Annotated in this window: 24 protein-coding genes; 14 read left to right on the top strand and 10 right to left on the bottom strand. The window is 62.2% G+C overall.

What is annotated here, in order from left to right; all coding sequences use genetic code 11:
- The first annotated feature begins 147 nt into the window (after positions 1–147).
- From MnOB_RS22445 to MnOB_RS22435, 3 genes are all read left to right on the top strand, one after another.
- Positions 148–789, top strand: coding sequence for a DUF5343 domain-containing protein (locus MnOB_RS22445; RefSeq protein ID WP_077526455.1), 642 nt, complete (start codon positions 148–150; stop codon positions 787–789).
- Positions 790–1,386: a Swt1 family HEPN domain-containing protein gene (locus MnOB_RS22440; protein ID WP_077526453.1), complete on the top strand. Its 597-nt coding sequence runs from the start codon at positions 790–792 to the stop codon at positions 1,384–1,386.
- A gap of 157 nt (positions 1,387–1,543) precedes the next feature.
- Complete coding sequence (locus MnOB_RS22435) at positions 1,544–2,077, top strand: REP-associated tyrosine transposase (RefSeq protein WP_077526451.1); 534 nt, start codon at positions 1,544–1,546, stop codon at positions 2,075–2,077.
- A gap of 231 nt (positions 2,078–2,308) precedes the next feature.
- Here MnOB_RS22435 and MnOB_RS22430 read toward each other — a convergent pair whose 3' ends face one another.
- The 5 genes from MnOB_RS22430 to MnOB_RS22410 all read right to left on the bottom strand — a co-directional run bounded on the left by MnOB_RS22430 (position 2,309) and on the right by MnOB_RS22410 (position 8,007).
- Entirely contained in the window at positions 2,309–3,874 is a 1,566-nt protein-coding gene (locus MnOB_RS22430) for a methyl-accepting chemotaxis protein (RefSeq protein WP_077526449.1), read from the bottom strand.
- 272 nt (positions 3,875–4,146) lie between these two features.
- Positions 4,147–4,812: a thiaminase II gene (tenA, locus tag MnOB_RS22425; RefSeq protein WP_077526447.1), complete on the bottom strand. Its 666-nt coding sequence runs from the start codon at positions 4,810–4,812 to the stop codon at positions 4,147–4,149.
- Between the two features lie 483 nt (positions 4,813–5,295).
- The gene (locus tag MnOB_RS22420) at positions 5,296–6,174 is read right to left on the bottom strand and encodes an alpha/beta hydrolase family protein (RefSeq protein WP_077526446.1); all 879 of its coding nucleotides are present in this window, start codon (positions 6,172–6,174) and stop codon (positions 5,296–5,298) included.
- A 414-nt stretch (positions 6,175–6,588) separates the two neighbouring features.
- Positions 6,589–7,344 carry a TIGR01458 family HAD-type hydrolase gene (locus MnOB_RS22415; protein ID WP_077526444.1) on the bottom strand — a complete coding sequence of 252 codons (756 nt, stop codon included), beginning with the start codon at positions 7,342–7,344 and terminating at the stop codon, positions 6,589–6,591.
- A gap of 3 nt (positions 7,345–7,347) precedes the next feature.
- Positions 7,348–8,007 carry a dioxygenase family protein gene (locus MnOB_RS22410; protein ID WP_077526442.1) on the bottom strand — a complete coding sequence of 220 codons (660 nt, stop codon included), beginning with the start codon at positions 8,005–8,007 and terminating at the stop codon, positions 7,348–7,350.
- Positions 8,008–8,208: 201 nt separating this feature from the next.
- On the opposite strand from MnOB_RS22410, the gene MnOB_RS22405 reads away from it, so the two are divergent.
- Positions 8,209–9,975 carry a SulP family inorganic anion transporter gene (locus MnOB_RS22405; RefSeq protein ID WP_077526440.1) on the top strand — a complete coding sequence of 589 codons (1,767 nt, stop codon included), beginning with the start codon at positions 8,209–8,211 and terminating at the stop codon, positions 9,973–9,975.
- A 102-nt stretch (positions 9,976–10,077) separates the two neighbouring features.
- Positions 10,078–10,308 (top strand): hypothetical protein, encoded by a 231-nt coding sequence (locus MnOB_RS22400; RefSeq protein ID WP_077526438.1) that lies wholly within the window; start codon positions 10,078–10,080, stop codon positions 10,306–10,308.
- Here MnOB_RS22400 and MnOB_RS22395 read toward each other — a convergent pair.
- Positions 10,303–11,034, bottom strand: a complete 732-nt coding sequence (locus MnOB_RS22395; protein WP_077526436.1) for a hypothetical protein — start codon at positions 11,032–11,034, stop codon at positions 10,303–10,305. The two genes, MnOB_RS22400 and MnOB_RS22395, sit on opposite strands and share 6 nt — an antisense overlap.
- 365 nt (positions 11,035–11,399) lie before the next feature.
- Here MnOB_RS22395 and MnOB_RS22390 point away from each other — a divergent pair, with 365 nt between their 5' ends.
- From MnOB_RS22390 to MnOB_RS22380, 3 genes are all read left to right on the top strand, one after another.
- Complete coding sequence (locus tag MnOB_RS22390) at positions 11,400–11,909, top strand: YkgB family protein (protein WP_077526434.1); 510 nt, start codon at positions 11,400–11,402, stop codon at positions 11,907–11,909.
- A 134-nt stretch (positions 11,910–12,043) separates the two neighbouring features.
- The gene (locus MnOB_RS22385) at positions 12,044–12,928 is read left to right on the top strand and encodes a LysR family transcriptional regulator (RefSeq protein ID WP_077526433.1); all 885 of its coding nucleotides are present in this window, start codon (positions 12,044–12,046) and stop codon (positions 12,926–12,928) included.
- A gap of 189 nt (positions 12,929–13,117) precedes the next feature.
- Entirely contained in the window at positions 13,118–13,954 is an 837-nt protein-coding gene (locus tag MnOB_RS22380; protein ID WP_077526432.1) for a bifunctional allantoicase/(S)-ureidoglycine aminohydrolase, read from the top strand.
- Positions 13,955–14,210: 256 nt separating this feature from the next.
- Here the strand turns inward: MnOB_RS22380 and MnOB_RS22375 are convergent, their stop codons facing one another.
- Complete coding sequence (locus tag MnOB_RS22375; protein ID WP_077526431.1) at positions 14,211–15,104, bottom strand: LysR family transcriptional regulator; 894 nt, start codon at positions 15,102–15,104, stop codon at positions 14,211–14,213.
- Between the two features lie 86 nt (positions 15,105–15,190).
- On the opposite strand from MnOB_RS22375, the gene MnOB_RS22370 reads away from it, so the two are divergent.
- Together MnOB_RS22370 and MnOB_RS22365 are read left to right on the top strand one after the other, a co-directional pair.
- Positions 15,191–15,973, top strand: coding sequence for an NAD(P)H-dependent oxidoreductase (locus tag MnOB_RS22370; protein WP_077526430.1), 783 nt, complete (start codon positions 15,191–15,193; stop codon positions 15,971–15,973).
- A gap of 120 nt (positions 15,974–16,093) precedes the next feature.
- Positions 16,094–17,416, top strand: a complete 1,323-nt coding sequence (locus MnOB_RS22365) for a hypothetical protein (RefSeq protein ID WP_077526429.1) — start codon at positions 16,094–16,096, stop codon at positions 17,414–17,416.
- Between the two features lie 11 nt (positions 17,417–17,427).
- On the opposite strand, the gene MnOB_RS22360 is transcribed toward MnOB_RS22365, so the two are convergent.
- Together MnOB_RS22360 and MnOB_RS22355 are read right to left on the bottom strand one after the other, a co-directional pair.
- Positions 17,428–18,279: a CAP domain-containing protein gene (locus MnOB_RS22360; RefSeq protein WP_077526428.1), complete on the bottom strand. Its 852-nt coding sequence runs from the start codon at positions 18,277–18,279 to the stop codon at positions 17,428–17,430.
- A 295-nt stretch (positions 18,280–18,574) separates the two neighbouring features.
- The gene (locus MnOB_RS22355) at positions 18,575–20,335 is read right to left on the bottom strand and encodes a sensor domain-containing diguanylate cyclase (protein WP_077526427.1); all 1,761 of its coding nucleotides are present in this window, start codon (positions 20,333–20,335) and stop codon (positions 18,575–18,577) included.
- A gap of 194 nt (positions 20,336–20,529) precedes the next feature.
- Here MnOB_RS22355 and MnOB_RS22350 point away from each other — a divergent pair, with 194 nt between their 5' ends.
- Together MnOB_RS22350 and MnOB_RS22345 are read left to right on the top strand one after the other, a co-directional pair.
- Complete coding sequence (locus MnOB_RS22350) at positions 20,530–21,234, top strand: YebC/PmpR family DNA-binding transcriptional regulator (protein WP_077526425.1); 705 nt, start codon at positions 20,530–20,532, stop codon at positions 21,232–21,234.
- Positions 21,212–21,463 (top strand): hypothetical protein, encoded by a 252-nt coding sequence (locus MnOB_RS22345; RefSeq protein ID WP_077526424.1) that lies wholly within the window; start codon positions 21,212–21,214, stop codon positions 21,461–21,463. The genes MnOB_RS22350 and MnOB_RS22345 overlap by 23 nt, the downstream gene beginning before the upstream one ends.
- A gap of 95 nt (positions 21,464–21,558) precedes the next feature.
- Here MnOB_RS22345 and MnOB_RS22340 read toward each other — a convergent pair whose 3' ends face one another.
- Positions 21,559–22,413, bottom strand: coding sequence for a DMT family transporter (locus MnOB_RS22340; RefSeq protein ID WP_234358314.1), 855 nt, complete (start codon positions 22,411–22,413; stop codon positions 21,559–21,561).
- A gap of 175 nt (positions 22,414–22,588) precedes the next feature.
- Between MnOB_RS22340 and MnOB_RS22335 the strand changes: the two genes are divergently transcribed.
- Positions 22,589–23,026, top strand: coding sequence for an Lrp/AsnC family transcriptional regulator (locus tag MnOB_RS22335; RefSeq protein WP_077526422.1), 438 nt, complete (start codon positions 22,589–22,591; stop codon positions 23,024–23,026).
- 124 nt (positions 23,027–23,150) lie between these two features.
- Entirely contained in the window at positions 23,151–24,998 is a 1,848-nt protein-coding gene (locus MnOB_RS22330) for an ABCB family ABC transporter ATP-binding protein/permease (protein WP_077526421.1), read from the top strand.
- Positions 24,999–25,099 lie beyond the last annotated feature (101 nt).

Below are 25,099 nucleotides of genomic sequence, written 5' to 3'. Positions count from 1 at the left end.
GTAATCGCGCTGGCTACGTCGTACACCTTCTGCCATGGAGCGCTCCTGAAAATAAGGGCAAAGGTGTAAACCTTATTCAGGACGGGACAATAGAAAGATAAAAGCCCCGTCATTGTGCGGGGCTTTTTTTTGCGAGGAGTTTACGAAATGGCTGAAAACCTTCCATACAGTACAGCTGTAGGCACGCTTGAGAACATGCTTGAGAAAATCAAGACAGCATCTGTTCCAGAGCGATTCACTCGGGACTTTGTTTCGACCAAGCTAGCAATGAAAGGAGGCACTGCGGCGTCCTGCATACCCTTCATTAAGAAAATGGGATTCGTAGGAACTGACGGCACGCCCACTGATCTGTACAAAGAATTTAGGAACCCTAAGAAATCTAGAGTCGCGGTAGGAAAATCTTTCAGATTACTTTATCAACGACTTTATGAAATGAACGAATATGTACACGACGCAAGCGACCAAGACGTACTTGGCCTAATCGTTGAGTGCACAGGTGGCGAGCGCAACTCCGCCTCTACCAAATACACCCTTGCCACCTTTAATATGCTTCGCCGAATTTCAGACTTTGACACCCAAGAAAGCAATGAGACCGAGGAAACTCAAAACCCATCGCCCCCTATAGTTCAACTTCCTTATGACATCCCCCAGCAACCCCAAAACCACGTCAACAATGGAAAGAGCATAAACCTGTCCTACACAATCAACCTTAATTTGCCTGCCACCAAAGACATCGAAGTATTCAACGCCATATTCAAAAGCCTCAAAGATCACTTACTGGAGTCATGAATGAAATTTGACGACCAGATAAAATCATTTGGCATGACCAACATGCTGATCGAATCCGATCTCGATAAAATAGAAGCCATTCACAACTTTAAGCTTCGCAGCATTGAAAGAGCGGAAAATAACACGGAAGAGGAAATTAAAAGATCTTACTTTCCTCAATTCGAGGAAGTTCTCCGAGCAGAAGCCGAGCAGATGTCCAGAAGCTATGAGCTATTCTACTGCCTAGAGAAAACCATAAGAAAGCAGATCTCCGACCTACTGGAGTCTACTAATGGCCCTGACTGGTGGAATGACAAAGTAATTCCACAAATAATCCACCAAGAAGTCAAAAAAAGAATTCTAAGAGAGCGCGAATCTGGAATAACCCCCCGATCTAGCAACGAGCTAGACTACACAAACTTTGGAGAGCTCGGAGAAATAATAAAAAGCAACTGGTCGATATTTTCAAGCATATTCAACAACATAAAAGCCGTTGAAAAAATAATGTTCAACTTAAACACTCTAAGGAACCCTATAGCACATTGCAGCATGCTAGCAGAGGATGAAAAATTTCGACTAGAACTCAGCGTAAAAGATTGGTTCCGACTGCTCGGATAACGCCATGAACGAATCTAATCCCAATACATTTTATTCTCTCAGCGAGGTAGCCTGTAAATTCAGCAAGGTAGCCTGGGTGTCCCATATACTCCGGCTTGTGTAGGGTGGATGACGCTCTTTTCATCCACCGCTTTACAAGACGACTCAAGGAAGAGCCATGTCCAACTACCGCCGTGCACGGATGCCGGGCGGCACGTACTTCTTTACCGTCAACCTGCGTGACCGTCGTGACAATCTGCTGGTACGTGAAATCGACCTGCTGCGCACCGTGGTTCGCTCGGTCAAACAACGTCACCCGTTCCATATCGATGCCTGGGTTGTGCTACCCGAACATATGCACTGCCTGTGGACGCTGCCTCCCGGCGACATGGCATTTGCGGATCGTTGGAAGGCGATCAAATTCGCCTTCTCGAAACGGCTGGCGAATTCGGAATCACGCACTTATCCCCAACACGCCCGAGGGGAACGGGGAATCTGGCAACGCCGCTATTGGGAACACCTGATTCGCGACGACCTCGATTACCAGCGGCACTTCGATTACATCCACTTCAATCCGGTCAAACATGGTCACGTGCAAAGCGTGCGGGATTGGCCGTACTCGAGCTTTCACCGGGCGGTGAGGAATGGGATTTATCCGGTGGTTTGGGCGGGGAATGCGTTGGAGAACGAGGCGGGGAATTGGGGCGAGTGAGCGAGGGATTGGCTCAGTTTGGTGGATGAAAAGAGCGTCATCCACCCTACTTGACTACAGCGCCCGCCGCAGGTGATCGATTACGCATCTGTAGGTTGGTGCAGGTAACGCTGAATGCCGGAGCCTGGTCGGGGCTCCGGCATCGTTGGGTTTCGTGCCTCTACCCAACCTACGACACGCGCGTGCAGACCCCGTTGCACAGGTCGGCACGCGCGCATGTTCCATGCCTCGTCAGGTGTTGAAACGCGCAACCAACGCGTGCAGGGAATGCGCGGTGGTTGCCAGCTCGCTACCCAGCTGGGAGGAGCGCGAGGTGATGACAGCATTGTGCTCGGCGGCCTGGGAGATAGTGCCGATCTGCCGCGAGATATCCTCGGCCACCTGGCTCTGCTCCCCGGCTGCGCTGGCCATCTGCTCGGCCATCAGGTGGATGCGCTCGACCGCAATGGTGATGCCATCGAGGGCGGCTTCCGTCTCGACTACCCGCTCTACCCCGCTACGCGCTTCACTGCTGCCCTGCCGTGCGACCGTCACGGCCTTACCGGCCACATTCTGCAAGTTAACGATAATGCGCTGGATGGCCTCGGTGGACTCCTGGGTCTTGGACGCCAGGGCGCGCACTTCATCGGCGACCACGGCGAAGCCACGTCCCTGCTCGCCAGCACGAGCGGCTTCGATGGCCGCATTCAAGGCCAGCAGGTTGGTCTGCTCGGCGATGGCGCGAATCATGTCCGCCGCCTGCTGGATCGACTCGGCTTCGGTGGCCAGCCCAGTTACCGATGTGCTGATCTGGTCCACGGTTTGTGCCAGTTTCTCGACCACCATTCGGCTCTGCTGCGCCTGTCGCGAGCCCTCCAGCGAAAGCTGGCTGACCTGCTGGGCTTCCTGAGCAGTCTGCTGCACATGGCTGGAGACCTGGGCGATCGACGTCGCCATCTCGTGCATGGCAGTGGCCGCCATTTCTGCCTCGACCCGTTGCGCTTGCAGCGCCTGCTCGGCCTGTTGCACCAACTGGCCGTTCTGCGAGGCCTGGCTGGCGGTCAGGTCAGCAAAATCGCCCAGCCGGCAAAGGGCGGAACGAATCCGCGCCCCCTCGCTGATCAACGCCAGCTGCAGGCTGGCCACAGCACCGGTGTCATCGGTATAGGTGCGCGCCACCAAGTCACTGGCGAATGCCTTGGGCGCAGCCTGTGCCACCCGCGACAAGGCACGCTTCACGAACCCCAGGGTGGCCAGGGTTTGTGCGAAGGTAAGCAACAGCACGCTGGCAATACCAAGCCCTGCATGCCCGTTGGCGTACAGGGTCATGCCCAGCAGCGCGCCGAGCACCGGCAGCAGCAGGAAGCGCGCCGCCACGCCCAGCCGCTCCCCCGCGGAATTTGCCGCCTGCCCGCGATTGAGTCGCGCATAAAGCCGCTCGGCGCGGCGCACCTGCCTGGCGTCAGGACGGGTCCGCACCGACTCGTAACCCACCACCTGCCCCGCCTCGAGAATCGGCGTGACATAGGCGTTGACCCAATAGAAATCGCCATTGCTGCAGCGGTTCTTGACGATGCCCATCCAGCTTTTGCCAGCCTTGAGGTAGTCCCACATTTGCCCGAATACCTGTTCGGGCATGTCCGGGTGGCGTATCAGGTTGTGTGGGCTGCCAATCAGTTGCTCGCGGCTGAAGCCGCTGACAGCGCAGAACTCGTCATTGCAGTAGGTGATGATGCCGCGGCAATCGGTGGCCGAAGTCAGATGCTGGTGATCGGGAACGCTGCGCTCCCGTTGGGTGATCGGCATGTTCTGGCGCATCTGTATTCCTGATTCGAGCAACGCTGCGGATTATGGGAACCAGGGAATCCCGGCCTCGACAGGCGCCAAGGGATACTGGTGTGCAGAGGCGAGGTTGCGGCGTGATGCAGCCCCGGCCTGGTGCTCAAGATCCTAGGAATGACGGTTCGTCCCGACTTCGCTTCAGCTGTCAGGCACTTTTCATTTCGCGACAGGTGTCTAGGAGAGAGGTTCGTCAGAGACGAATGAAGCTGCCCGGACGGCAGCCGTATCAGCGGCTGCCGTTTTTCTGATCAGGCTTGTACGCTCGCCAAGCCCATTTGCCAGAAGTCCGCTTCCAGGCGCGACGCCTTCGCGAACACGTCTACCAGTTCCTCGAAACGACGCTCCGTCATGCTGCGCGCCGCCAGGTCATCGAGGTGTTTGCGTGCCGCTGAGGCCACGCCCTGATACGCCTCGCCTGCGTACTCGCCAATCCACTCGCGATAGGGATGGTCACCCAGTGCTGCCACTCCATCGGGCGTCAGGTTGCGGCCAATCTCGGCATAGCCGATCACGCAGGGTGCCAGGGCCACATGGAGTTCCAGCAGGTCCCCTGCTGCGCCGCAATCCAGTACGAAGCGGGTATACGCCACGGTCGCCTGGTGCTCCGGCGCCGACTCGATGTCTTCCTGCGAAAGCCCCCACCGCGCGCACAAACGCACATGCAGGTCGGTCTCGTCGAGGATGGCCGCCAGCCCCGCTTGTGCCGCCCGAATATCCGCCGGAGTGCGGCTCTTGTAGGCAGCCAGTGCCCAGGCCCGGGCGAACTGGATCAGGAACAGATAGTCCTGTACCAGATACGTCTGAAAAGCAGCTTGCGGCAGCGTCCCAGCTGCCATCTGGCGCACGAATGCATGATCTACATAGCTGTTCCAGTCGGCAGGCGCGGCGGCCTTCAAACGGTCGAAGATATCCATTGTTCAACTCTCGATTACATAAACGGCGTAAAGCTACTCGAGTTCGAGCGCCACGTTTACGTAATTGTGTGACAGCCCGCGACGGTTTCATCGATCCAACACATGGGTTGGGTATCCGTCCGCATCAGCTACTTCACGTTGGGTTTCGCTTCGCTCTAGCGGAACGCCGCCCGCGCCAACCTACGTCCAACGCCTGATCACGCTTCACATAGGATGGGTTGAGGCACGAAACCCATCGCGTCGAGGGTGACGGGGTCCACCAGGTTACGGCGCCCTCCCCTGGCTATGGATTGACCAGCACACCCCGTAATGTTGGTCCGAGCGAAACGATGCCAAGCGTCGCCCCAGCCCAAGCAACGACTCGGATTTCTCAATGAAATACTCCACCCAGTCTGCGTTTCGACCAAAGGCTGGGTGGAGCAAAGTGCGCATTCAGGACACATAGGAAGGAGTGCCCCAACGGCGATTGATGGCCACGAGAGATCAGTGCCGGATACCACCAAGCCATTCAGGTGCGGAGGTGAGGCTCTTGTGTATTAGTGGCCAGATGGTCTCCGCAGCGGCGCGGGAAAACATCTTGAAGTACCCTATCTCACTCATACCCGTCTCTTCAGGGGAGATGCTTTGCAACGTTGAGTGGGAGGCGTGGCTGTAGTAGTCAACGACCTCGACAACGGTACTCAAGGGCGCCATCTGATCGTCGCTGAATGCCAGCGCTGCCAAGCTACCCTTGAACTTCCTGTAACCCTCGCGATTCAGACTTAGATCATCCTGAACATACCCAGGCGCCCGCACCCATTGCCGCCAACGGTGAATTACCCTGCGTGGAATGTTCTCACCGGCTCCAATTTTCTTGGCAGGAAAGTAGCCACGCAATGGAACGAGCAACGGGATCAGGACATAGACATACATCCCAAGCAGTGCCCTGATACGAAGCCCGAAGTTGCCCATGTAACCGCTTTGTGCCGAAACCAGCACAATGCGATCTACGACGCCGATGGCAGGACATGCTCCCAAGGTCGCGCCACCGAAGCTATGTCCGATACAGCAAAGCGATAGATCGGGATACTTCAGGCGCAACCGGTACAGGATGGTGCTCAGATCCTGGCTGAACCAGGTTTCCACATCTATTCGATCCATCTCCGCCTCGGGAACCGCATTGAGACCCAGACCACGATGGTCGAACGTCACTACGCAAGAACCTCGCTCAGCAAGCCAGCGTGCGAATGATTGATAGAAAACGGCGTTAATCCCAAGGCCACCACAAATGACGACCACGTTCCTCACGGGCTCATCAGCAGGGAGAAACTGGCGGACGAAAAAGTTGCCATTGCCATAGAGGTCAATTTTCTCGACTTTCATCAGGCAGTCTCCTCTTTGTGGGCGGAAATTCGAGAAGACCGTATAGATTTTGTGTCTTGCCGCACGGGCCGAAATCGTTTCAGAAGTTTCTCTCGACCATTCATCGCTCTGGCTCCATTCCAAGAGCGAATGAATATGAGCACCCGAAATAGGCCGAACAAGAACCCACACTCAGACAATTTCCAAAGGTCTACGCACCTACCACCATCAACACAACAGATATCGGAATCCCCTGACAGCCACATTCAACAAATGACTACAGAAAAAATAAAATCGGACCATTCCACATAAAAATCTTCAACTTCATACAACCCAGCCCAGAATTCTCACCTTACTTCATGAATTCTCTTACCGATTCCCCAGAACGAATGAACAGGAATTCCAACCGGTAGCTCCGCGATAGCAACCTGCCGCTCAGCAATACCGCACCACCGCCTCCGCCAGGTCGGCGGCCACCAGGGCCTTCGGAGCTTGGGACTCATCCCCTTGCCGATACTTGCCAGTTCGCACCAGACAAGCGTGCAGGCCGGCAGCCTGGGCGCCGATGATGTCGGCCACCACATCGTCACCAATCATCAACGCCTGATCGGCACTCACGCCCATATCGTCCAGCGCGCTGGCGAAGAAGTCCGCAGATGGCTTGCCCAGCACCAATGCCGTGGTGCCTGCGGCGTATTCGAGGGCCCGCACGAAAGGCCCGGCATCCAGGTGCAAGGCGCCCAGGGCACGGAAGTAGCGGTTGTCGCCCATGCAGATCAGTGGCGCCCCGCCAATCAGCAACTGGAAGGCGTGGTTCAGGTGTTCATAGTCGAAGCGCATTTCTGCATCGCCCACGACCACGGCATCCGGGTCTGTCTGATCGAGCCATTGGGCGAATTCCTCTTCCAGCCCCGGATGGATCAGGCAGAACGGGCGCAGCCCGTGGTCCTGCAGGTAGCGACGCACGGCCCTGGGCGCAGTGAAGAGTTGCTCCGGCTGCACCTCGAAGCCCATGGCCTTGAGTTGCCTTTGGATGGTGGTCAGGCCCTGGCGCGAGGTATTGGTGATCAGCCGCAGGGGGTAGCCTCTGTCCTGCAACTGGCGCACGGCCTGCACGGCGCCAGGAATGGGCTGGTCGCCATCGCACAGCACACCGCTGATATCGAGCAATACCGCCTGCAATTGGGGCATGACTCAGCCGAAGCCGCGGGCGAGCACGATGTCGAACAGGCCCCGGCGCAGTTCGCCGTCCTGCTCCAGCTCGATGGTGTTGGTGAAGCGATCATGGGCCCAGGGATCGCCGGCGATGAAGGGGTCGCCCTTGAAGTAGAGCTGTAGCGTGACCGGCACGTGGAGCGATTCCATGATCCGGAAGTGGATATGTGCGGGGCGCATGATCCCGCCGTACTTTTCCAGCCCCGGCAGATTCGGCGGAACGGGGTAGCGGCCAGGCATGACGGTCTCGATGCGGTACTTGCCCTGTGCGTCGGTGTAGAGCATGCCGCGCAACTTGAAGTTGCCCTTATCGGTGTAGTTGCCCGGCGTTTCGGTGTCGTACAGGCCAGCGCCGTTGGCCTGCCAGACTTCCACCAGCGCGTTCGCGACGGGCGTGCGGCAATCGGCGCTGAACACGGTACCCGTCACCACCAGGCGCTCGCCCGGCTCCTCGGGTCCGGCCAGCCGCGACTGGAACGGCGCACCGAAGCGGTAGTACGGGCCGAGAATATCGCCTTGGGTCACCGAGCAGGCTTGCTGGGCGAAGACGGACCTTGCCAGCAACCCGCCACCCAGCAGCACCACGCCGCCGCCGAGGAAATGCCGCCGCGAGATGCCTGCCATCGGATGCTTGTTCACGCCCGCCTCCTCCCGGTATGACCCGGTTGTAGTGACGACGGCACGCCAGACTGCCCGCCGAGGGGATACGACGAGGCGTGTGCCTGATGAGTCTAGGCACTGCCCATCGCGCCGTCAGGTGAGACTGCTCCCCGGGGTCTACCTTTGCATGCGTGACATATCGCTTTCCGTCAGCAGACCAACACGAGGCAGGAACGGTTCATGAACCAGCCCCCATCCAGCAAGACTGCTGCGCCAGAGCCACCGCCGGGCACCCCGGCTCCTGCGCCCACTGGATGGCGGCGATGGGTGCCGGGATTGCAGCTCCTGCACGACTACCAACCTGGCTGGCTTCCGCGGGACCTGCTGGCCGGCCTGGTCCTCACGGCCATGCTGATTCCCGTCGGCATTGCCTATGCCGAGGCCTCGGGCGTTCCCGGTATCTACGGCCTGTACGCCACCATCGTTCCCCTGCTCGCCTATGCGCTGTTCGGCCCCAGCCGCTACATGGTGCTCGGGCCGGACTCGGCACTGGTCGCCATCATTCTTGCGGTCGTGCTGCCGCTCTCTGGAGGCGACCCGCAGCGCGCCATCGTCCTGGCCAGTGCCATGGCGCTGGTGTCAGGCGTGGTCTGCATCGGTGCGGGCCTGTTGCGGCTCGGGTTCGTGACGGAATTGCTGTCCAAGCCGATTCGCTACGGCTACATGAACGGCATCGCACTGACGGTGTTGATCAGCCAGACGCCGAAGCTGTTCGGTATCTCCATTGAAAGTGCCGGTCCGCTGCGTGATGTGGTGAGGCTGTTCCAGGCGCTGTTCGACGGCAAGGCCAATTGGTACGCCTTTGCGGTGGGCGCCGGCAGCCTGGTCGTCATCCTGTTGCTCAAGCGCTTCGAGCGCGTACCCGGCATTCTCATTGCGGTCGTGGCGGCCACCCTGGTAGTGGGTGCATTCGGCCTGGAAGCCAGCCACGGCGTGAAGGTGGTCGGTGAGGTACCCCAGGGATTACCGAGCTTCGCCCTGCCGCTCATCGAGATGAAAGACCTGACCGCCGTGCTGATCGGCGGCTTCGCCGTGGCCCTGGTAGCCTTCGCCGATACCAGCGTGCTTTCTCGTACCTACGCGGCAAAAACCAAGACCCGCGTGAACCCGAACCAGGAAATGATCGGCCTGGGCGTGGCGAACCTGGCGACCGGACTGTTCCAGGGAATTCCCATCAGCAGCAGTTCCTCACGCACGCCCGTAGCCGAGTCTGCAGGTGCCAAATCCCAACTGACGGGCGTATTTGGCGCCCTGGGCGTGTCGCTGCTGTTGCTTCTCGGCCCCAACTTGTTGCAGCACCTGCCGGAAAGCGCGCTCGCGGCCGTGGTCATTGCTTCCGCCATCGGGCTGTTCGAATTCAAGGATCTGCGCCGTATCCACCGCATCCAGCGTTGGGAGTTTTGGCTGTCCATCGTTTGCCTGATAGGCGTGGTCGTGCTCGGTGCGGTCCCCGGCATCGGCCTGGCTGTGCTGATTGCGGTGATCGAATTTCTCTGGGACGGCTGGCGCCCTCATCACGCCATCCTTGGACGCGTGGACGGCATCCGTGGCTACCACGACATCTCGCGCTATCCAGACGCGCGGCAGGTGCCGGGATTATTGCTGTTCCGTTGGGATGCGCCGCTGTTCTTTGCCAACGCCGAGCAGTTCCAGCGCTGCATAGAAGAAGCTATCGCCCAGTCCCCCACTCCGGTTCGCCGCGTGGTGGTGGCTGCCGAACCGGTCACCAGCGTCGACGTCACCTCGGCGGACATGCTGGTGGAGCTGGAGCGGAGGCTACGCAAAGGGGGGATCGAGCTGCGCTTTGCCGAGATGAAGGACCCGGTCAAGGACAAGATGCACCGCCTGGGCGTACTGGATGAGATCGGGACCGAGGTGTTCCACCCAACCGTAGGGTCGGCAGTCGATGCGTACCTCGCCGAGCACGATGTCGACTGGACCGAATAGGCGACGAATAGGCGCCCCAATCGGCCGTTCATTCCATCCCCCAAGTGTGGGGCCGATCCCCGATCTACCCTCTGGTAGTTGGCGTCCCACCGGAGTGAAGCGATGAATACGAACGACAAACCGAACCTCGACAAGCTCAGCATGAAGCCCATCGATCCCTCGGAACCCTCCGCCCGGGGCAAGGCGAAGTTCCAGATCGAAACACGTCAAGGCGGTGATCGGCGCAAGATGGGGGATCGCCGCGAGACCATCCGCTTCGAGGAGGACCGCCGGCAAGTCAACAGACGCGGCAAGAGCAGCGACCCCTGGGACCAGAGCATCGATTTCTCATGAGTAGCGCAACTCGCTGATATCGATAGCGACCAGCAGCTGCGCTTCGATGGCGTGGTTATTCGCATCGCGGCGGTACGCCCGTCGCTTGCCCGGCATGCGCAGCCCCTGGGCCTCGATGTAATCGTGGACGTACTGGGCGGCGGGCAATCTGCCACTCACGTCGACGCTGTAGTCATGGCGACGCAGTAGAAAGCCCTCGTCGAAATAGAAGTCCTGTAGCGGGCTATGCGTCGCGACATACTCCGGGAAGTGAACCCGCAAACGCCGCCATGGCTGACCGTTCTCATCCCACGGCGCGACCTCTTCAACCTTCACGCCCGGCAGCGTGAAGAGGAACGGCATGGTCAGGTATGACCACAGCGCATAGCCGTTGAAGTAGGCGCGGTGAAGCGGGTCCCAGGGCGTCGTTTCCCCGTGGCCCTGGAACGACGCCCGTGGATCGAGCCGTTCCGCCCGCAAGTGCCCATCGGTGGTTTCGATCGCGATCCGGCCGGGCGTGTACGCCGTGCGCTGGTTCGGCGCGCCAAACGGCATCACCGACGCCCTCTGCTCATGCAACCAGACGGTCATGCTGCGCGGTTCGCTGTCCTGCGTCAGCCCCTTCATGCCCCAGAGCGAACCACCCGTGACGATGCTGGCATCCACCCGGGTGAACGCGTTCCAACGCTCGCTTCCACCATGCGCCACCAGTACCCGCTCCAGCAGTTCGCTGCCGTGCCCGCTCATGGCAATGCTCCTCTCAAGGCCGGACCGATATGCCGGTCCCATTACTGGAAAGCGAAGCCCAGGGCTGGGCACTGCGCCAGCGTCGCGGCCGGCAGGGATTCCCGCTCGTCTTAGACGATCTGCACCAAACCTCATACGTTATGCGCCCAAACGCTTGGCTTACCCGGCAACACTATCTCCACACCCCACGCAGTCCGCGGGGGGATCAGGAGAGATGACTCATCGGAAACTGATGGCCCCAGGCGTGAGGGGCACGGAACGACCACTCGGTCTTTCCCACGCAGGTTGCACGTTGAACCTTCGTCCCATGGCCACTCAACCAGAGTGCCGGGACGCCTTTAGCCAAGTTACGGGAAGCCAGAACCATGAAAACGCTCGATATCACCAGCCAAGCCAACCCCACCCAAACGAACAGACTGTCGCTCGGGGCCTACACCACCGCTGTCGGAACCTACGGCGCCTACTTCGCCCTCGCCGTCATCTACTTCTGGTTCGGCGGCATGAAGTTCACCCAGTACGAAGCAGAGGGATTAGTCCCGCTCGTGAGCAACAGCCCACTGCTAGGCTGGCTCTATGACCTGTTCAGCGTGCGGACCTTCTCCACCCTGCTCGGGTTCCTCGAGGTGTCCATCGGCCTTCTGATTGCGGGACGCGTGCTGTCGCCGAAGCTTTCGCTGGTGGGAGGTGCCCTTTCTGCTGGGCTGTTCTTCACCACGCTGAGCTTCATGTTCTCGACCCCTGGCGTGATCGAGCCCAGCGTCGGATTCCCCGGCATCAGCGTTGCGCCGGGCCAGTTCCTCCTCAAGGACCTGGGGTTGCTCGCCGCTTCCATCTTCGTCGCCGGCCACTCGCTGAGCAGGATCGAATCCCGCTGAGATTGCCGAAACCAGGGCCTGGGGCACCGCGGTGTCCCAGGCCTACTCGTTTCCGGGCACTCGACACGGCCGGATTGCCGGGGCGAAGGTGAGCTGCTAAAAGCTGAAGGGTCATTCATGAAACCGATACCGCCATGAGCGAAAGTGAAAAATCGAATAGCCGGCTGTTCGACCTCGACCTGCTGAGAGCCATCGTCACGGTGGCCGACTGCGGCAGCTTCACCACCGCCGCCACCCGCCTGCATTCAACCCAATCCACCATCAGCCAGAAGATTCGCCGCCTGGAAGAAATGGCCGGGCATCGCCTGCTGGAACGCGGCAATCGCGATGTGCTGCCCACCGATGCCGGCGAAACCCTGTTGGGTTATGCACGGCGCCTGCTGGCCCTCAATGACGAAATGGCCGAGGCGCTCTCCGGTGCCACCGTGGCACTGACCGTACGCATCGGTGTGCCGGACGACTTCGCTACCGGGCGCACCACCGAGCAACTGGCCGCCTTCAACCGGCGCTACCCGCAAGTGAAGCTGGAGGTCACCAGCGGCCTCAGCCGTGACCTCAGTGCCAGCTACGACCGGGGCGAACTGGATCTGGTGCTGCTCAAACAACGCCAGAACAGCCGAGAGGCGGTGGCCTGCTGGCCGGAGAAGACGCGCTGGGTGGACAGCGCCAACAACCCCTGCATCGACCTCGACCCGCTACCGATCGTCACCTTCCCGCCGCGCGGGGTGTACCGCGACGAGATGATCAGCGCCCTGGAATCCGTGGGACGCCGCTGGCACATCAGCTTCACCAGTTCGAGCCTCTCCGGCATTCAGTCGGCCATCGCCGACGGCATGGGCATCGGCCTGCTGCCGCTGCGCGCGGTCACGGCAGGCCACGCGGTAGTGCCGAAGAACACCGGTCTGCCCGCTGTGGATATGTTCGAAGTGGCCCTGCTCCATCGCCCTGCGGCGGATCCGATGGTGCAAGAGCTCGCGCGCGTGCTGACACGGGTCCTGGCCCAGGACACTCGGGGCTGAGCGTCAGCCGCACTCACATTCGAAAAATGAATACGGCGGATTCCAACATTTAATTTGTGCATGAAATCGCCGCTGGATATCGTGGCTTTCAGCGACGGCCGCGCCCTCCCCCTGGCGCACCGATCTGCACGGTTTGTCGCCTCGGCGCCATGAGCGCCAGGCAGCATGACAACAATGAGGAAATGCCCCATGTCCAAATCCACCTATTACGCGCCGCACGGCGGGCACCCGGCACAGACCGAGCTGCTCACCGACCGCGCCATGTTCACCGAAGCCTATGCCGTTATCCCCAAGGGCGTGATGCGTGACATCGTCACCAGCCACCTGCCCTTCTGGGACAACATGCGTATGTGGGTCATCGCCCGCCCGCTGTCCGGTTTCGCCGAAACATTCTCCCAGTACATCGTCGAACTCGCCCCTAACGGCGGCAGCGACAAGCCCGAGCAGGACGTCAACGCCGAAGCTGTGCTGTTCATCGTGGAAGGCGAGCTGAGCCTGACCCTGCAAGGCCAGGTCCACACCATGCAGCCGGGCGGCTACGCCTTCATCCCGCCGGGTGCCGACTACAAGGTGCGCAACACCTCCGGTCAGCACACCCGCTTCCACTGGATTCGCAAGCACTACCAGAAAGTCGACGGCGTACCGCTGCCGGAAGCCTTCGTTACCAACGAGCAGGACATCGAGCCGAGGGTGATGCCGGACACCGAAGGCCGCTGGAGCACCACCCGCTTCGTCGACATGGCCGACATGCGTCATGACATGCACGTCAACATCGTCAACTTCGAGCCGGGCGGCGTGATTCCCTTCGCTGAAACCCACGTGATGGAACACGGCCTGTACGTGCTGGAAGGCAAGGCGGTTTATCGCCTGAACCAGGACTGGGTCGAAGTGGAAGCCGGCGACTTCATGTGGCTGCGCGCCTTCTGCCCGCAGGCCTGCTACTCCGGTGGCCCTGGTCGCTTCCGCTACCTGCTGTACAAGGATGTGAACCGCCAGATGCGCCTGACCCTGAACCAGCCGCACTGATGATTCACCTCGACGGGAGCCCAAGGGCTCCCGTCGTCGTTTCTGACATTCCTACACCACGTTCCCTTGTGGGAGCGAATTCATTCGCGAAATAGGCAGGCACCGAGCCGGCCTGCTCCCCTCACCCCACCCCCGCTTTGCGCCCCAGCCTGATCGCTTCGCGCTCAGGCGTTCATCGGCACCGGAAGCCGTGCTTCCGAAAGCGTGCCTCTTCACCCCAGAGGGAGAGGGGGCTGTCCGTGCACCGACGCTACCCTCAAACCGCCTGAACGATCTGCTCCCGCAACCATTGGTGCGCCGGGTCGCGGTGGGAGCGTTCGTGCCAGAGCATGGCCATCTCGTAGCCCGGTATCTCCAGCGGGGCCTCCACCACTTGCAGGGAGGCGCTGCCGCGTACCAGTCGCTCGGGCAGCATGGCCACCAGGTCGGTGCTCTCCAGCACCGAGCGCAGGAAGAGGAAATGCGGCACGGACAGCACCACCCGCCGCTCCAGCCCATGCTCCGCCAAGGTCTCGTCGGTAATGCCGTGGAAGCCGCCTCCATCGGGCGAGACGATCACCTGCTCCAGCGCGCAGAACTGCTTCAAGGTCGGTCGCCGCTTCAGCCCCGGATGGCCGACGCGGCCTGCCAGCACGTAGCGCTCGGCAAACAGGGTGCGTCGCCGCAGGTTGTGGGGGGAGCCTTCGACCGTGTGGAAGGCCAGGTCGATTTCTCCCTGCTCCGCCTGCCGGGCGATGCGCGCCGGCGCCATCTCCACCACGGCCAGTCGGGTGCCCGGAGCCCGCGCCCGCAGTCCAGCCAGGGCCGGCAACAGAATGGATGACTCGCCGTAGTCGGTGGCGGCCACCCGCCAGGTCTGTTGCGCCTCGGCCGGGTCGAAGGCATTGGCCGGCGCCACCGCCCGCTCCAACGCCTCCAACGCCTGGCGGAGGGGCTCGCGCAACTCCTCGGCGCGCGCGGTTGGGCGCATGCCGCGTGGCCCCGGCAACAGCAGCGGGTCGTCGAAGACTTCGCGCAACTTCGCGAGATGCACGCTCACCGAAGGCTGAGAGAAGTTCAGCCGCTCCGCCGCGCGCGTCACGTTGTGCTCGGCCAGCAGCACGTCCAGGGTCACCAGCAGGTTGAGGTCCAGCCGCCTGAGATTATTCATTGCAATACCTGGAATATTGGATATTCATTTCCAATATACCTGGCGGAATTCCATCCTGCGCCCATCCCGCACTGGAGGTTTTCCCCATGAATGTCCTGATCGTATTCGCCCACCCCGAACCCCGCTCCCTAAACGGCGCCCTTCGGGATTTCGCCGTGCAACGCCTGGAAGCCGCCGGCCATCAGGTTCAGGTCAGCGACCTCTATGCGATGGGCTGGAAGGCCACGCTGGATGCCGATGACCACCTCGACTACCAGCCGGGCGCGCCCTTTTCCCCGTCCGGGGATTCGAAGCAGGCCTTCGCCAATGGCCGGCAGAGCGAGGACATTGCCCGCGAGCAGGAAAAGCTGCGCTGGGCCGATGCGCTGATCCTGCAGTTCCCGATGTGGTGGTTCACCATGCCGGCGATCCTCAAGGGTTGGGTCGAGCGCGTCTACGCCTATGGTTTCGCCTACGGCGTGGGCGAGCACTCCGACAGCCGCTGGGGCAATCGCTATGGCGAGGGCAACCTGGCCGGCAAGCGCGCCATGTTGATCGTCACCACCGGCGGCTGGGACTCTCACTACAGTTCGCGCGGCATCAACGGCCCCATCGACGACCTGCTGTTCCCCATCCAGCACGGCATCCTGCACTACCCCGGTTTTGACGTGCTGCCGCCCTTCCTGGTCTATCGCACCAGCCGTATGGACGAATCCCGCTTCGCCGCCGTGCGAGAAGAGCTTGGCCAGCGCCTGGACAGGTTCTGGCAGACGCCGCCCGTCCCCTACCGCAAGCAGAACGCCGGCGACTACGAAATTCCCGCCCTCACCCTGCGCCCTGATCTCGCCCCGAGCGACAGCGGTTTCGCAGCGCATCTCGTCCAGGACTGAAGCGCGGCAAGGGGCGCTTACTGCGCCCCGAACGGCCCCTGTCAAACCATCGGTGCTTCCGGTAAAAACATTCGGATTGCGTGGAGCACGACCGACAAAGGACAGGAGCGAATAACAACAATGAAGACCACGATATCGCCATGGACCGGCCGCCGGCCCCATGCTGCGTCCAGCCTTGCCCTCATGGTCAGCCTGCTGGCCGGCTGTGTGCCCGTGCCGCCCCAGTCCGGCTACACGCAAGCGGTGCCGCCAGCGGACTTCAGTATCCGCTTCAACGCAGAGCCGGCCGTATGGGGGGCTTACGCCTCACTCGTGGGTCATCGCTTCACGCCCCAACAGCAGGACGTGCCAGGCTACGACATTTCCTGGAGCACACCGGGCCAGGAAATCCGTGAAACGGCTCGAAGCCAAGGCGGCGACGTGCTCTTCAGCCGCACCATTCGCCGCGGCGCTCGTCCGGGCCAACTGATCAGCAACCTGAACGGCGTCGAATGGGTGGGCACGCTCGAAGCCGATGGTTCCGTGCTCTTTCTCGGCATCGCGCCCTACCGCATCCGCCAGTCCCCCGATGGCGCCTATGTGCACGAGATTGTCGAAGCGAGCGCTGATGGCAAGGTGACGAAAGTCCTGTTCTCCACGCCCTATCCGCAAGAGAACGCCCCCACGCAGACGATTGCCGAAACCGCTCCGCCGACACCTGCCACGCAGCAACCCACCGCTGAGCAAGCTGCCCCGTCACCGGCCGTGACCGCCACAGGCCAATCGGCACCTTCCGCTGAGCACGTCCATTCGGCGCTGACCGCCAAGACTGCCGTCGTCGAATCCGCTCCGTCGGTATCCGCCGGGCCCCAGGACAATCCTCCCGTCGCCAGCCCGGACAGCGCAGCACAAGACGCCCAGGTAGAGGCCTTGATGGCCCAGCACAAAGCCATGATCCAGGAGGCGGGCATCGAGGAGGAAGTGAACGCTCAGGCGGCCGAGATATTGGCCCAGATCGAGCGAGAGAACGCTGCCAGCCAACCCGCGCCTGCGAGCACGGAAGCCTCGGCCCCGGCAGCCAATGGCCTGCTCACCAAAACGGTCAACGGTGTGGATTACAGCGTGAGCCCCAGCCTTCCGGCGCCAATCAAGGGTACCTACGAGTACGAGGGTGACGGAGAGCCGGTGATCCGCATCCATGACGGCGACAGGGCGAGTAGGTTCCAGCCCCACGGCGACCCGGAAATTCCCATCACCGCCTGGATAGCCAAGGCGCCCGATGGCTCGGATCTGAAAGAGGACGGCGTGAACGGCCGTTACCAGGTGATGCTGGTCATTCAGTACGGCGCCGGTGGCGGTGGCAACTATCCGGAAGGCAGTTATTCACTGCTCCCGGTCGTGGTCGCCCCCGATCTGGGCAAGGCCTTCATTCTTGGTGAGCGAGTCAAGAACGGGCTGGACTGATTTCCCCGCGCTTACTGCGCCCCGAACATCGTCGTCCAGTAGATGCCCGCATCGCTCTTCGGGTCCACCGCGTAGGCGGCGCCCAGTTCACGGAATTGCGGGTTCATGAGATTGGCGCAGTGGCCGGGACTGGCCAGCCAACCATCCACCACCTTGCTGGAGGTATCCAGGCCGGCGGCGATGTTCTCACCGATCAGCTGCGCGGAGTAACCGGCCAGCTCGGCACGGTCACCGGGGGTGCGGCCGTCGCGATCCTTGTGGTCGAAGAAATTCTGGTTCGCCATGGCGCGGGTATGCTCCAGGGCGGCGCCGGCCAGGGTGGCATTCCAGGTCAGCGGCGCTGCAGCGGGGAACGACTGGGTACCGCATTGACGGGCCTGGTTGCGAGCGCTGTTGATCTGCGCCAACAGTTTCTGCCCTTCCGCCTGCCAGTCGCCCAGGCCGCCAGCCAGCAGCGGCCGGGCCAGCACGATGCGCCAGTCCTGGCCCTCGCGGCTCACGCCGACATCGACGAACTGCGGGTCGAGCACCACCTGGCAGAAGCTTTCCTGCAGGGCCTTCATGGCCGCCTGGGCGTCACGCGGGCCGGAGAGGTTGATGGCCTGCACATTCACCAGCGGATAAGCCGTTCGGGAAAGCGCTTGCTGAAGGTCGCCAATACTGCCGGCCGGCAGGATCAGACGCGGATCAGCCTTGAGCGGGGGCAGCTCCATCGACGCCTGGCCGGCACAAGGCTGCACCTGGCCGCGATAGGCGTTGATGGATTCGACCAGTTGCGTCTCCTCGCTCGCCACCACGACGCTGGCCACCGCCAGTCCCACCGACAGTGCGCCAAGGCGTAGAACGGATGACATGACCTCCATGGAAACCTCCCTCAAGCTGACTGCGCTCAATGATGCGCGATTCCACCCCATCCTGTGCACTCTCCGTGGCAATTTGCGGCGCGCAGGTGAAAGAAAATCCGCCGCGCGGCTTCGCCCTGCAACACCCTGGATTAGGTTTTGTTATCAGCTACCGCCGTCCGGTTCCCCCGTTTCCACCCAGTCGCGCGTCAGTTTCAGAACGTGAAGCCTGGCCGCACCCATCCAGGTAGACGAATTCAGGAGGCCGGTTTCAGCGGTCAGCCAGGATCATGGCCGCCGCGTCAACCTGGCTCACTCAATGGCATTCGATGCGATTGCGACCGCCGCGCTTGGCGCGATACAGCGCCATGTCGCTGCGTGACAGGGTGACCTCGGCGCTGGAGTCGGTGGGATGGATGGTGGCGATACCGACGCTGACGGCCAGCGCCAGGTGCTCGTCGCCATGTGGCAGTGGTGTGCTGCTCAGTTCCTGCTGCACACGCTGGGCGAAGATCGTGGCCTCCTCGACTGAAGCATTGCTCAGCGCCACCGCGAACTCTTCGCCGCCCATGCGCCCGGCGGCGTCGGTCCGACGCAGCTGAGCGCAGAGGATCGACGAGAAGTGTCGCAGTGCGAGGTCCCCCACGGAATGGCCCCAGCGATCGTTGATGGCCTTGAAGTGGTCAAGGTCGAACATCAGGATTGCCACGCAGTAGCCGGCCGAGCGTTGCACACGCGCCAGTTCACCCTCGAGCTGCTGCATGAAATGCCGGCGGTTGGACAGCTGGGTCAGCGAGTCGGTGGTGGCGAACACCTGCAGTTCCGCCTCGATCAGCTTGCGCTCGGTGATATCCGTGATGAAGCCGTGCCAGAGCACGCTGCCGTCCGCCAGTGGCCTGGGCCGCGCATCGCCCTGTCGCCAGGACGCGCCGCAATCCGGCAACAGCACCCGGTACTCCAGATGCCAGGGTTTGAGGTCACGCGCGGAGGTTTCGAGGGAACCGAGGTACAGCGCGAGATCGTCCGGGTGGATGATCGCGTGCAACGCGTCGGCGCTCTGCTCAAGCCGTTCCGGCGTCAGTCCGTAGATTTCGCGGACCCCGGCGCTGACATAGGAAAAGTACGAATGCCCATCCAGCCGTCGCCGGTACTGGAAGACCATGCCCGGAATCTCGTTGGTGAGGTCGGTCATCAGCGCGGCGGTCTGCTGCATCTTTTCCGACAGGGCGCGCATGGCAGTGATGTCGGTGGTGGTGCCCACCATGCGCAGCGGTTTCCCGTTCTCGTCGCGCTCAACCACCTTGCCGCGACTGCACACCCACTTGTAGCTGCCGTCCCGGCAACGCAACCGGTGTTCCACTTCGTAGGCTTCGGTGCGCCGCTCGAAATGGGCCTGGATAGTCGCCTGCACGTACGCCAGGTCATCCGGGTGGACGCGGGTGTAACTCTCCTCGATGCGATTGCCGACCTCGTGGTCGGCGTACCCCAGCAGCGCTTTCCAGCCCGTGGAGTAATGGATTTCGCCCGTGACCGTGTTGCGGTCCCAGATGCCAGTTCCGCTTCCGGCGATGGCAGGTGCCAGGCGGCGCTCGCTTTCCCGCAGGCGCTCAAGTTCCCGCCGATCCGACTCCTCCCGCGCCAGCACGCCGGCCGCCAGTTCGGCGAAGTCACGCAGCCCCTGCTGCTGATCGATATCCAGATCCCGGGGCTGGTCGTGCAGCAGGTAGAGCGTGCCGAATGGGGCACTATCCACCCCGGGCAAGGGGCAGGCGGCGAAAAAGCGCAGATCGGGCAGGGCCCTCACCAGTTCGTGATTGCACAGTTCCTCGTCCGTGCTGATATCAGGCAACACGAGCAGGGCATCACCGTGGGCGGCGAAGAAAGGGGGAAGGAGGCCATTCGGCAATGGGGCTGCCAGTGTCCAGCCGTCACAGGCGCGGACCCGCTGGAGGTCGCTGTCGCCGGTGATCAGGAGGGCGGCCCTGACATCGAAGTGCCGTCTGGCCATGCGGACCAGGCCGTTGAATCGCTCATCTCTGACACCTTCCGGCGCGTTGGAACTGCTGGGCAACTGCATTCGGACTCCACCTCGCAGGGGCGATTACGCCGCCTGGCGCCTGTTGGCCTGGTGAGATGCAATCTAACCATAATGGCCAGTTGGTGCCAGATTCTCCGCAAGGCTTGGCGGGCTGACGAGTTGGCTGGCAGCCTCCCCCGCCGCCCCAGTAGAATCGCCACCCGTTTCCCCGATGAACCAGCGAGAGAGCCGCCATGGGCGCCCAGTGGAAAGCCAAACCCAAAGAAGCCGCCGCCAATGCCCGAGGAAAGATCTTCGGCAAACTGGTGAAAGAGATCATGATCGCCGCGCGTAACGGCGCCGATCCGGACATGAACCCCAAGCTGCGTCTCGCCGTGCACCAGGCCAAGAAGGCCTCCATGCCGAAAGACACGCTGGAGCGCGCCATCAAGAAAGGCGCTGGCCTTTCCGGTGAAGTGGTCAACTACGAGCGCACCCTCTATGAAGGTTTCGCTCCGCACCGCGTGCCGGTGATCGTCGAGTGCCTGACCGATAACCTGAACCGCACCGTGGCTGAAGTCCGCGTGCTGTTCCGCAAGGGCCAGCTGGGCACCTCCGGCTCGGTTTCCTGGGACTTCGACCACCTGGGCATGATCGAGGCGGAACCCGCCAACGCCGATGCCGACGTGGAACTGGCCGCCATCGAGGCCGGTGCCCAGGACTTCGAAGCCGACGACGAAGGCACCGCGCTGTTCTACACCGAACCGACCGACCTGGACGCCGTGTGCAAGGCGCTGCCGGACTTCGGCTTCACCGTGCAGTCGGCCAACCTGGGCTACAAGGCGAAGAACCCGGTCAGCCTGTCCGGTGCCGAACTGGAAGAAGTGGAAGCCTTCCTCGAAGCCCTGGACAACCACGACGACGTGCAGAACGTCTATGTCGGCCTGCAAGCCAACTGATCCGGCAAGCCGCCGGCAGTTCCACGAGGAGCATGCCGGACAGGCACGTGACGAAGCGCTGCGCCTGTTGGCGCAGCGCGAAGCCATGGGCCCGCGCTGGCTCGCCTGGGTAGCCACCGAGCTGTACCACCTCAAGCCGTCGGCCTTCGCCAACATGGTGCGCCGTGAACTGGAACGCCTGAATACGGCGGACCTCCAGTTCAGCCAGGCATCGAAAGAAGTGCATTGAGCGCACCGCGCCCGTAGGTTGCGGCTAAGCACAGCGAAGCCCAACGATGCGGAAATCGGGCCGATGCGTTGGGCCGCGCTTCGCTTGGCACCAACCTACGATTGGACCTGTGCCGCCCGGCGCAGGTTGAATCCCCACCCCTGCTGCATGCCCAACGCCGCAATCAGGATCGCCGCCACGCCCGCCCATTGCAGCAGTTCGAGGTGTCGGCCAAAGGCGATCCAGTCGACGAAGATCGCCGCGATCGGGTAAATGAACGACAGCGCGCCAGTCAGTGCGGTCGGCAGTTTCTGGATGGCGCCATAGAGCAGCACGTACATCACGCCGGTGTGGATCACCCCAAGGGTCAGCAGGATGGACCAGGTATCGGTGCCCTGCGGCAGGCTGGACAGGTTCGCCATGGGCGCCAGCAACAAAACCCCGGTGGTGACCTGGATCAGCGCGATCAGGTGCGGAGGCACCCCGCTCAGCCGCTTGATGATCAGCGCTGCAATCGCATAAAGCAGCGCTGCGCCCAGGGCCAGGGCAATGCCCGCCAGGTAATCGCTGCCGCTTTCGCCCTGCCCGCCGTGGGCGCTCACGATGGCCAACATCCCCACAAATGACACCGCCAGCCACGCCAGCTTCTGCGCGGTGATCTTCTCGCCGAGGAACAGTGCTGCCAGCCCCACCAGCATGAACGGCTGGACGTTGTAGATCGCCGTGCCGATTGAGATGGACGCCCGCGAATAAGAGGCGAACAGCAGTACCCAGTTGCCGACGATGGCCACGCCGCTGAGTACGGCCAGAAGGAAGGTGGCACGGGTCAGGAAGCCGGGACGCAGGAAGCCCATCGCCGCGCAGATGACCAGCAAGGTCAGTGCGCCGAACAGGCAGCGCCAGAACACCACATCCAGCACCGACTGCCCCGACAGCATCACCAACCAGCCAATGGTGCCGGAGATGAGCATGGCGGCGACCATTTCCAGCGAACCGCGTTGAATCGATTGTCCATGATGTGGCTCCTCTGCATGGAGCACAGTATGCCGAGCCACATCGGGACGATTCCATGCGAAAGCGAAGGCCCGGATAACGATCTACCTTTACTATCAAGGCACTTTCGTCCGCTCACCTAACGAGGCATCCATGACCGACGACATCGACCAGTTGCTGCTTGCCGCACTGATGGAAGACTCCCGCCGCTCCCTCAAGGCCCTGGCGCAAATCAGCGGCCTCTCCTCCCCCAGCGTCGCCGAACGCCTGCGCAAGCTGGAAGAGCGCGGCGTGCTCAAGGGCTACACGGTGGACGTGGACCCGAAGGCCTTCGGCTACCAGTTCCAGGCCATCGTGCGCGTCCGCCCCCTGCCCGGCCAATTGCAGGAGGTGGAACGCCGCATCCAGGACATTCCGGAATTCACCGAGTGCGACAAGGTGACCGGCGAAGACTGCTTCATCGCCCGGCTGTGCGTGCGCTCGATGGAGCAACTCGACACCCTGCTGGACCGAATCAACGTCTACGCCGAAACCAACACCGCCATCGTCAAGAAGACTCCGGTGAAACGCCGGCTGCCGCCGATGGCCTGAGGCGCCCGGCTGGGCAGCCCTCGATATCGACTACGCCGATGAGTTGTATCGCCCAGGAAACGTCGCGATGCGTACGCCTCTGGAGTAAGGTCGCCACATCTCGATAACAGAAGGCAGGTGGGCGATGGCAGCCCTGGATAACAACCCGGCCCCGCAGGATGCGGCCGACGACAAACAAGACGGCGCGGCCCCCATCGCGCGAAAGACCGGCTCTCGTGGCGATGTCGCCGTGATCACGACGCTGCTGCCCTACCTGCGGCCGTATGTGGGCCGCATCGCCCTGGCCCTGGGGCTGATCGTCGCGGCCAAGCTGGCGAACCTCTACATTCCCATCGCCCTCAAGCAGATCGTCGACCAGCTCAACGTCAAACCGAGCCTGGTGGTACTGCCGGTAGCCCTGCTGGTGGCCTACGGCGCCTCGCGTATCGGCGTCACCCTGTTCACCGAACTGCGCCAGGTAGTGTTCGCCCGGGTAATGGCCCGGGCCTCGCGGCAGATCACCCTGAAGGTGTTCCAGCACCTGCATGGGCTGAGCTTGAAGTTCCACCTCAGCCGTCGCACCGGCGGCGTCGCCCGCGATGTGGAGCGTGGCGGCAGCGCCATTTCCGACCTGCTGGACTGGACCCTCTACACCATCGTCCCGACCCTGCTGGAGGTGCTGCTGGTGACGGCGGTGCTGGTCTGGGCCTATGACTGGGGCTTCGCCTTCATCACCCTCGGCACCCTGGTGGCCTACGGTCTGTGGACCTTCGCCGTCACCGAATGGCGCACCCGCTTCTACCGCGCATCGGTGGAAGCGGACACCCGCGCCAACGAGCGCGCGGTGGATTCGCTGCTCAACTACGAGACGGTGAAGTACTTCAACAACGAGGCCCACGAGTCGGCGCGCTACGACGAGAACCTGCGCTTCCTGGAGAACGCACGGGTCAAGGCCACCAAGTCCCTGGCGCTGCTCAACCTGGGCCAGACCGCCATCGTCGCCATCGGCGTCACCGCCATGATGTGGCGCGCTGCCGCCGGGGTGGTCGCGGGCGAGCTCACCATCGGCGACCTGGTGCTGGTGAACACCTACCTGCTGCAGCTTTCCGCTCCCCTGTTCATGCTCGGCATGATGTACCGCGAGGTGAAGCAGGCGCTGACCAACATGGAACGGCTGTTCGGCCTGCTGGACGAACGCCAGGACGTGCGCGACGCAGCGGATGCCGTTCCCTTGCAGACCACCCAACCTCGCGTGCGCTTCGAGAACGTGCATTTCGGCTACGACCCACGCCGGGAAATCCTCCACGGCGTGGACTTCGAGATTCCGCCGGGCGGGACGGTGGCAGTGGTCGGCCATTCCGGCTCGGGCAAGTCCACCCTCGCCCGCCTGCTCTATCGCTTCTACGACATCGACTCCGGACACATCCGCATCGATGGCAAGGACCTGCGCGAGCTGACCCAGGGCTCGGTGCGCAGCGCCATCGGCATCGTTCCGCAGGACACCGTGCTGTTCAACGACAGCATCTACTACAACATCAGCTACGGCCGCCCCGGCGCCAGCCGCGAGGAGGTGGAAGCCGCCGCCCGCGCAGCGCACATCCACGACTTCATCCTGCGCCTGCCCGACGGCTACGAGACTCCGGTGGGCGAGCGCGGCCTCAAGCTGTCCGGCGGCGAAAAGCAGCGCGTGGCCATCGCCCGCGCCCTGCTGAAGAACCCGGCCATCCTGATCTTCGACGAAGCCACCTCGGCGCTGGACTCCAAATCGGAAAAGGCCATTCAGACTGCCCTGGACCGCATCCAGGTCGGCCGCACCACGCTGGTCATCGCCCACCGCCTGTCCACCGTAATGGATGCCGACCAGATCCTCGTCATCGATGCTGGCCGCGTGCTCGAGAAAGGCACACACCGCGAGCTGCTGGAAGCCGGCGGCACCTATGCGCAGATGTGGATGCTGCAGCAGCAGGAGCCGGAGGTGGCGGGCTCGCCGTAGAGCGCGATGGAACGCATCGATACTACGAATCCACCCACCCCGTGCAGAACTTGACCGTAGGGTGCGCTATGCGCACCGACCGCGGGATCGATACCGGGCAC

It is taken from the genome of Metapseudomonas resinovorans, from assembly GCF_002003485.1.
Classification (GTDB): Bacteria; Pseudomonadota; Gammaproteobacteria; order Pseudomonadales; family Pseudomonadaceae; genus Metapseudomonas; species Metapseudomonas resinovorans_D.
This window is presented reverse-complemented; position numbering and strand designations above follow the sequence as displayed.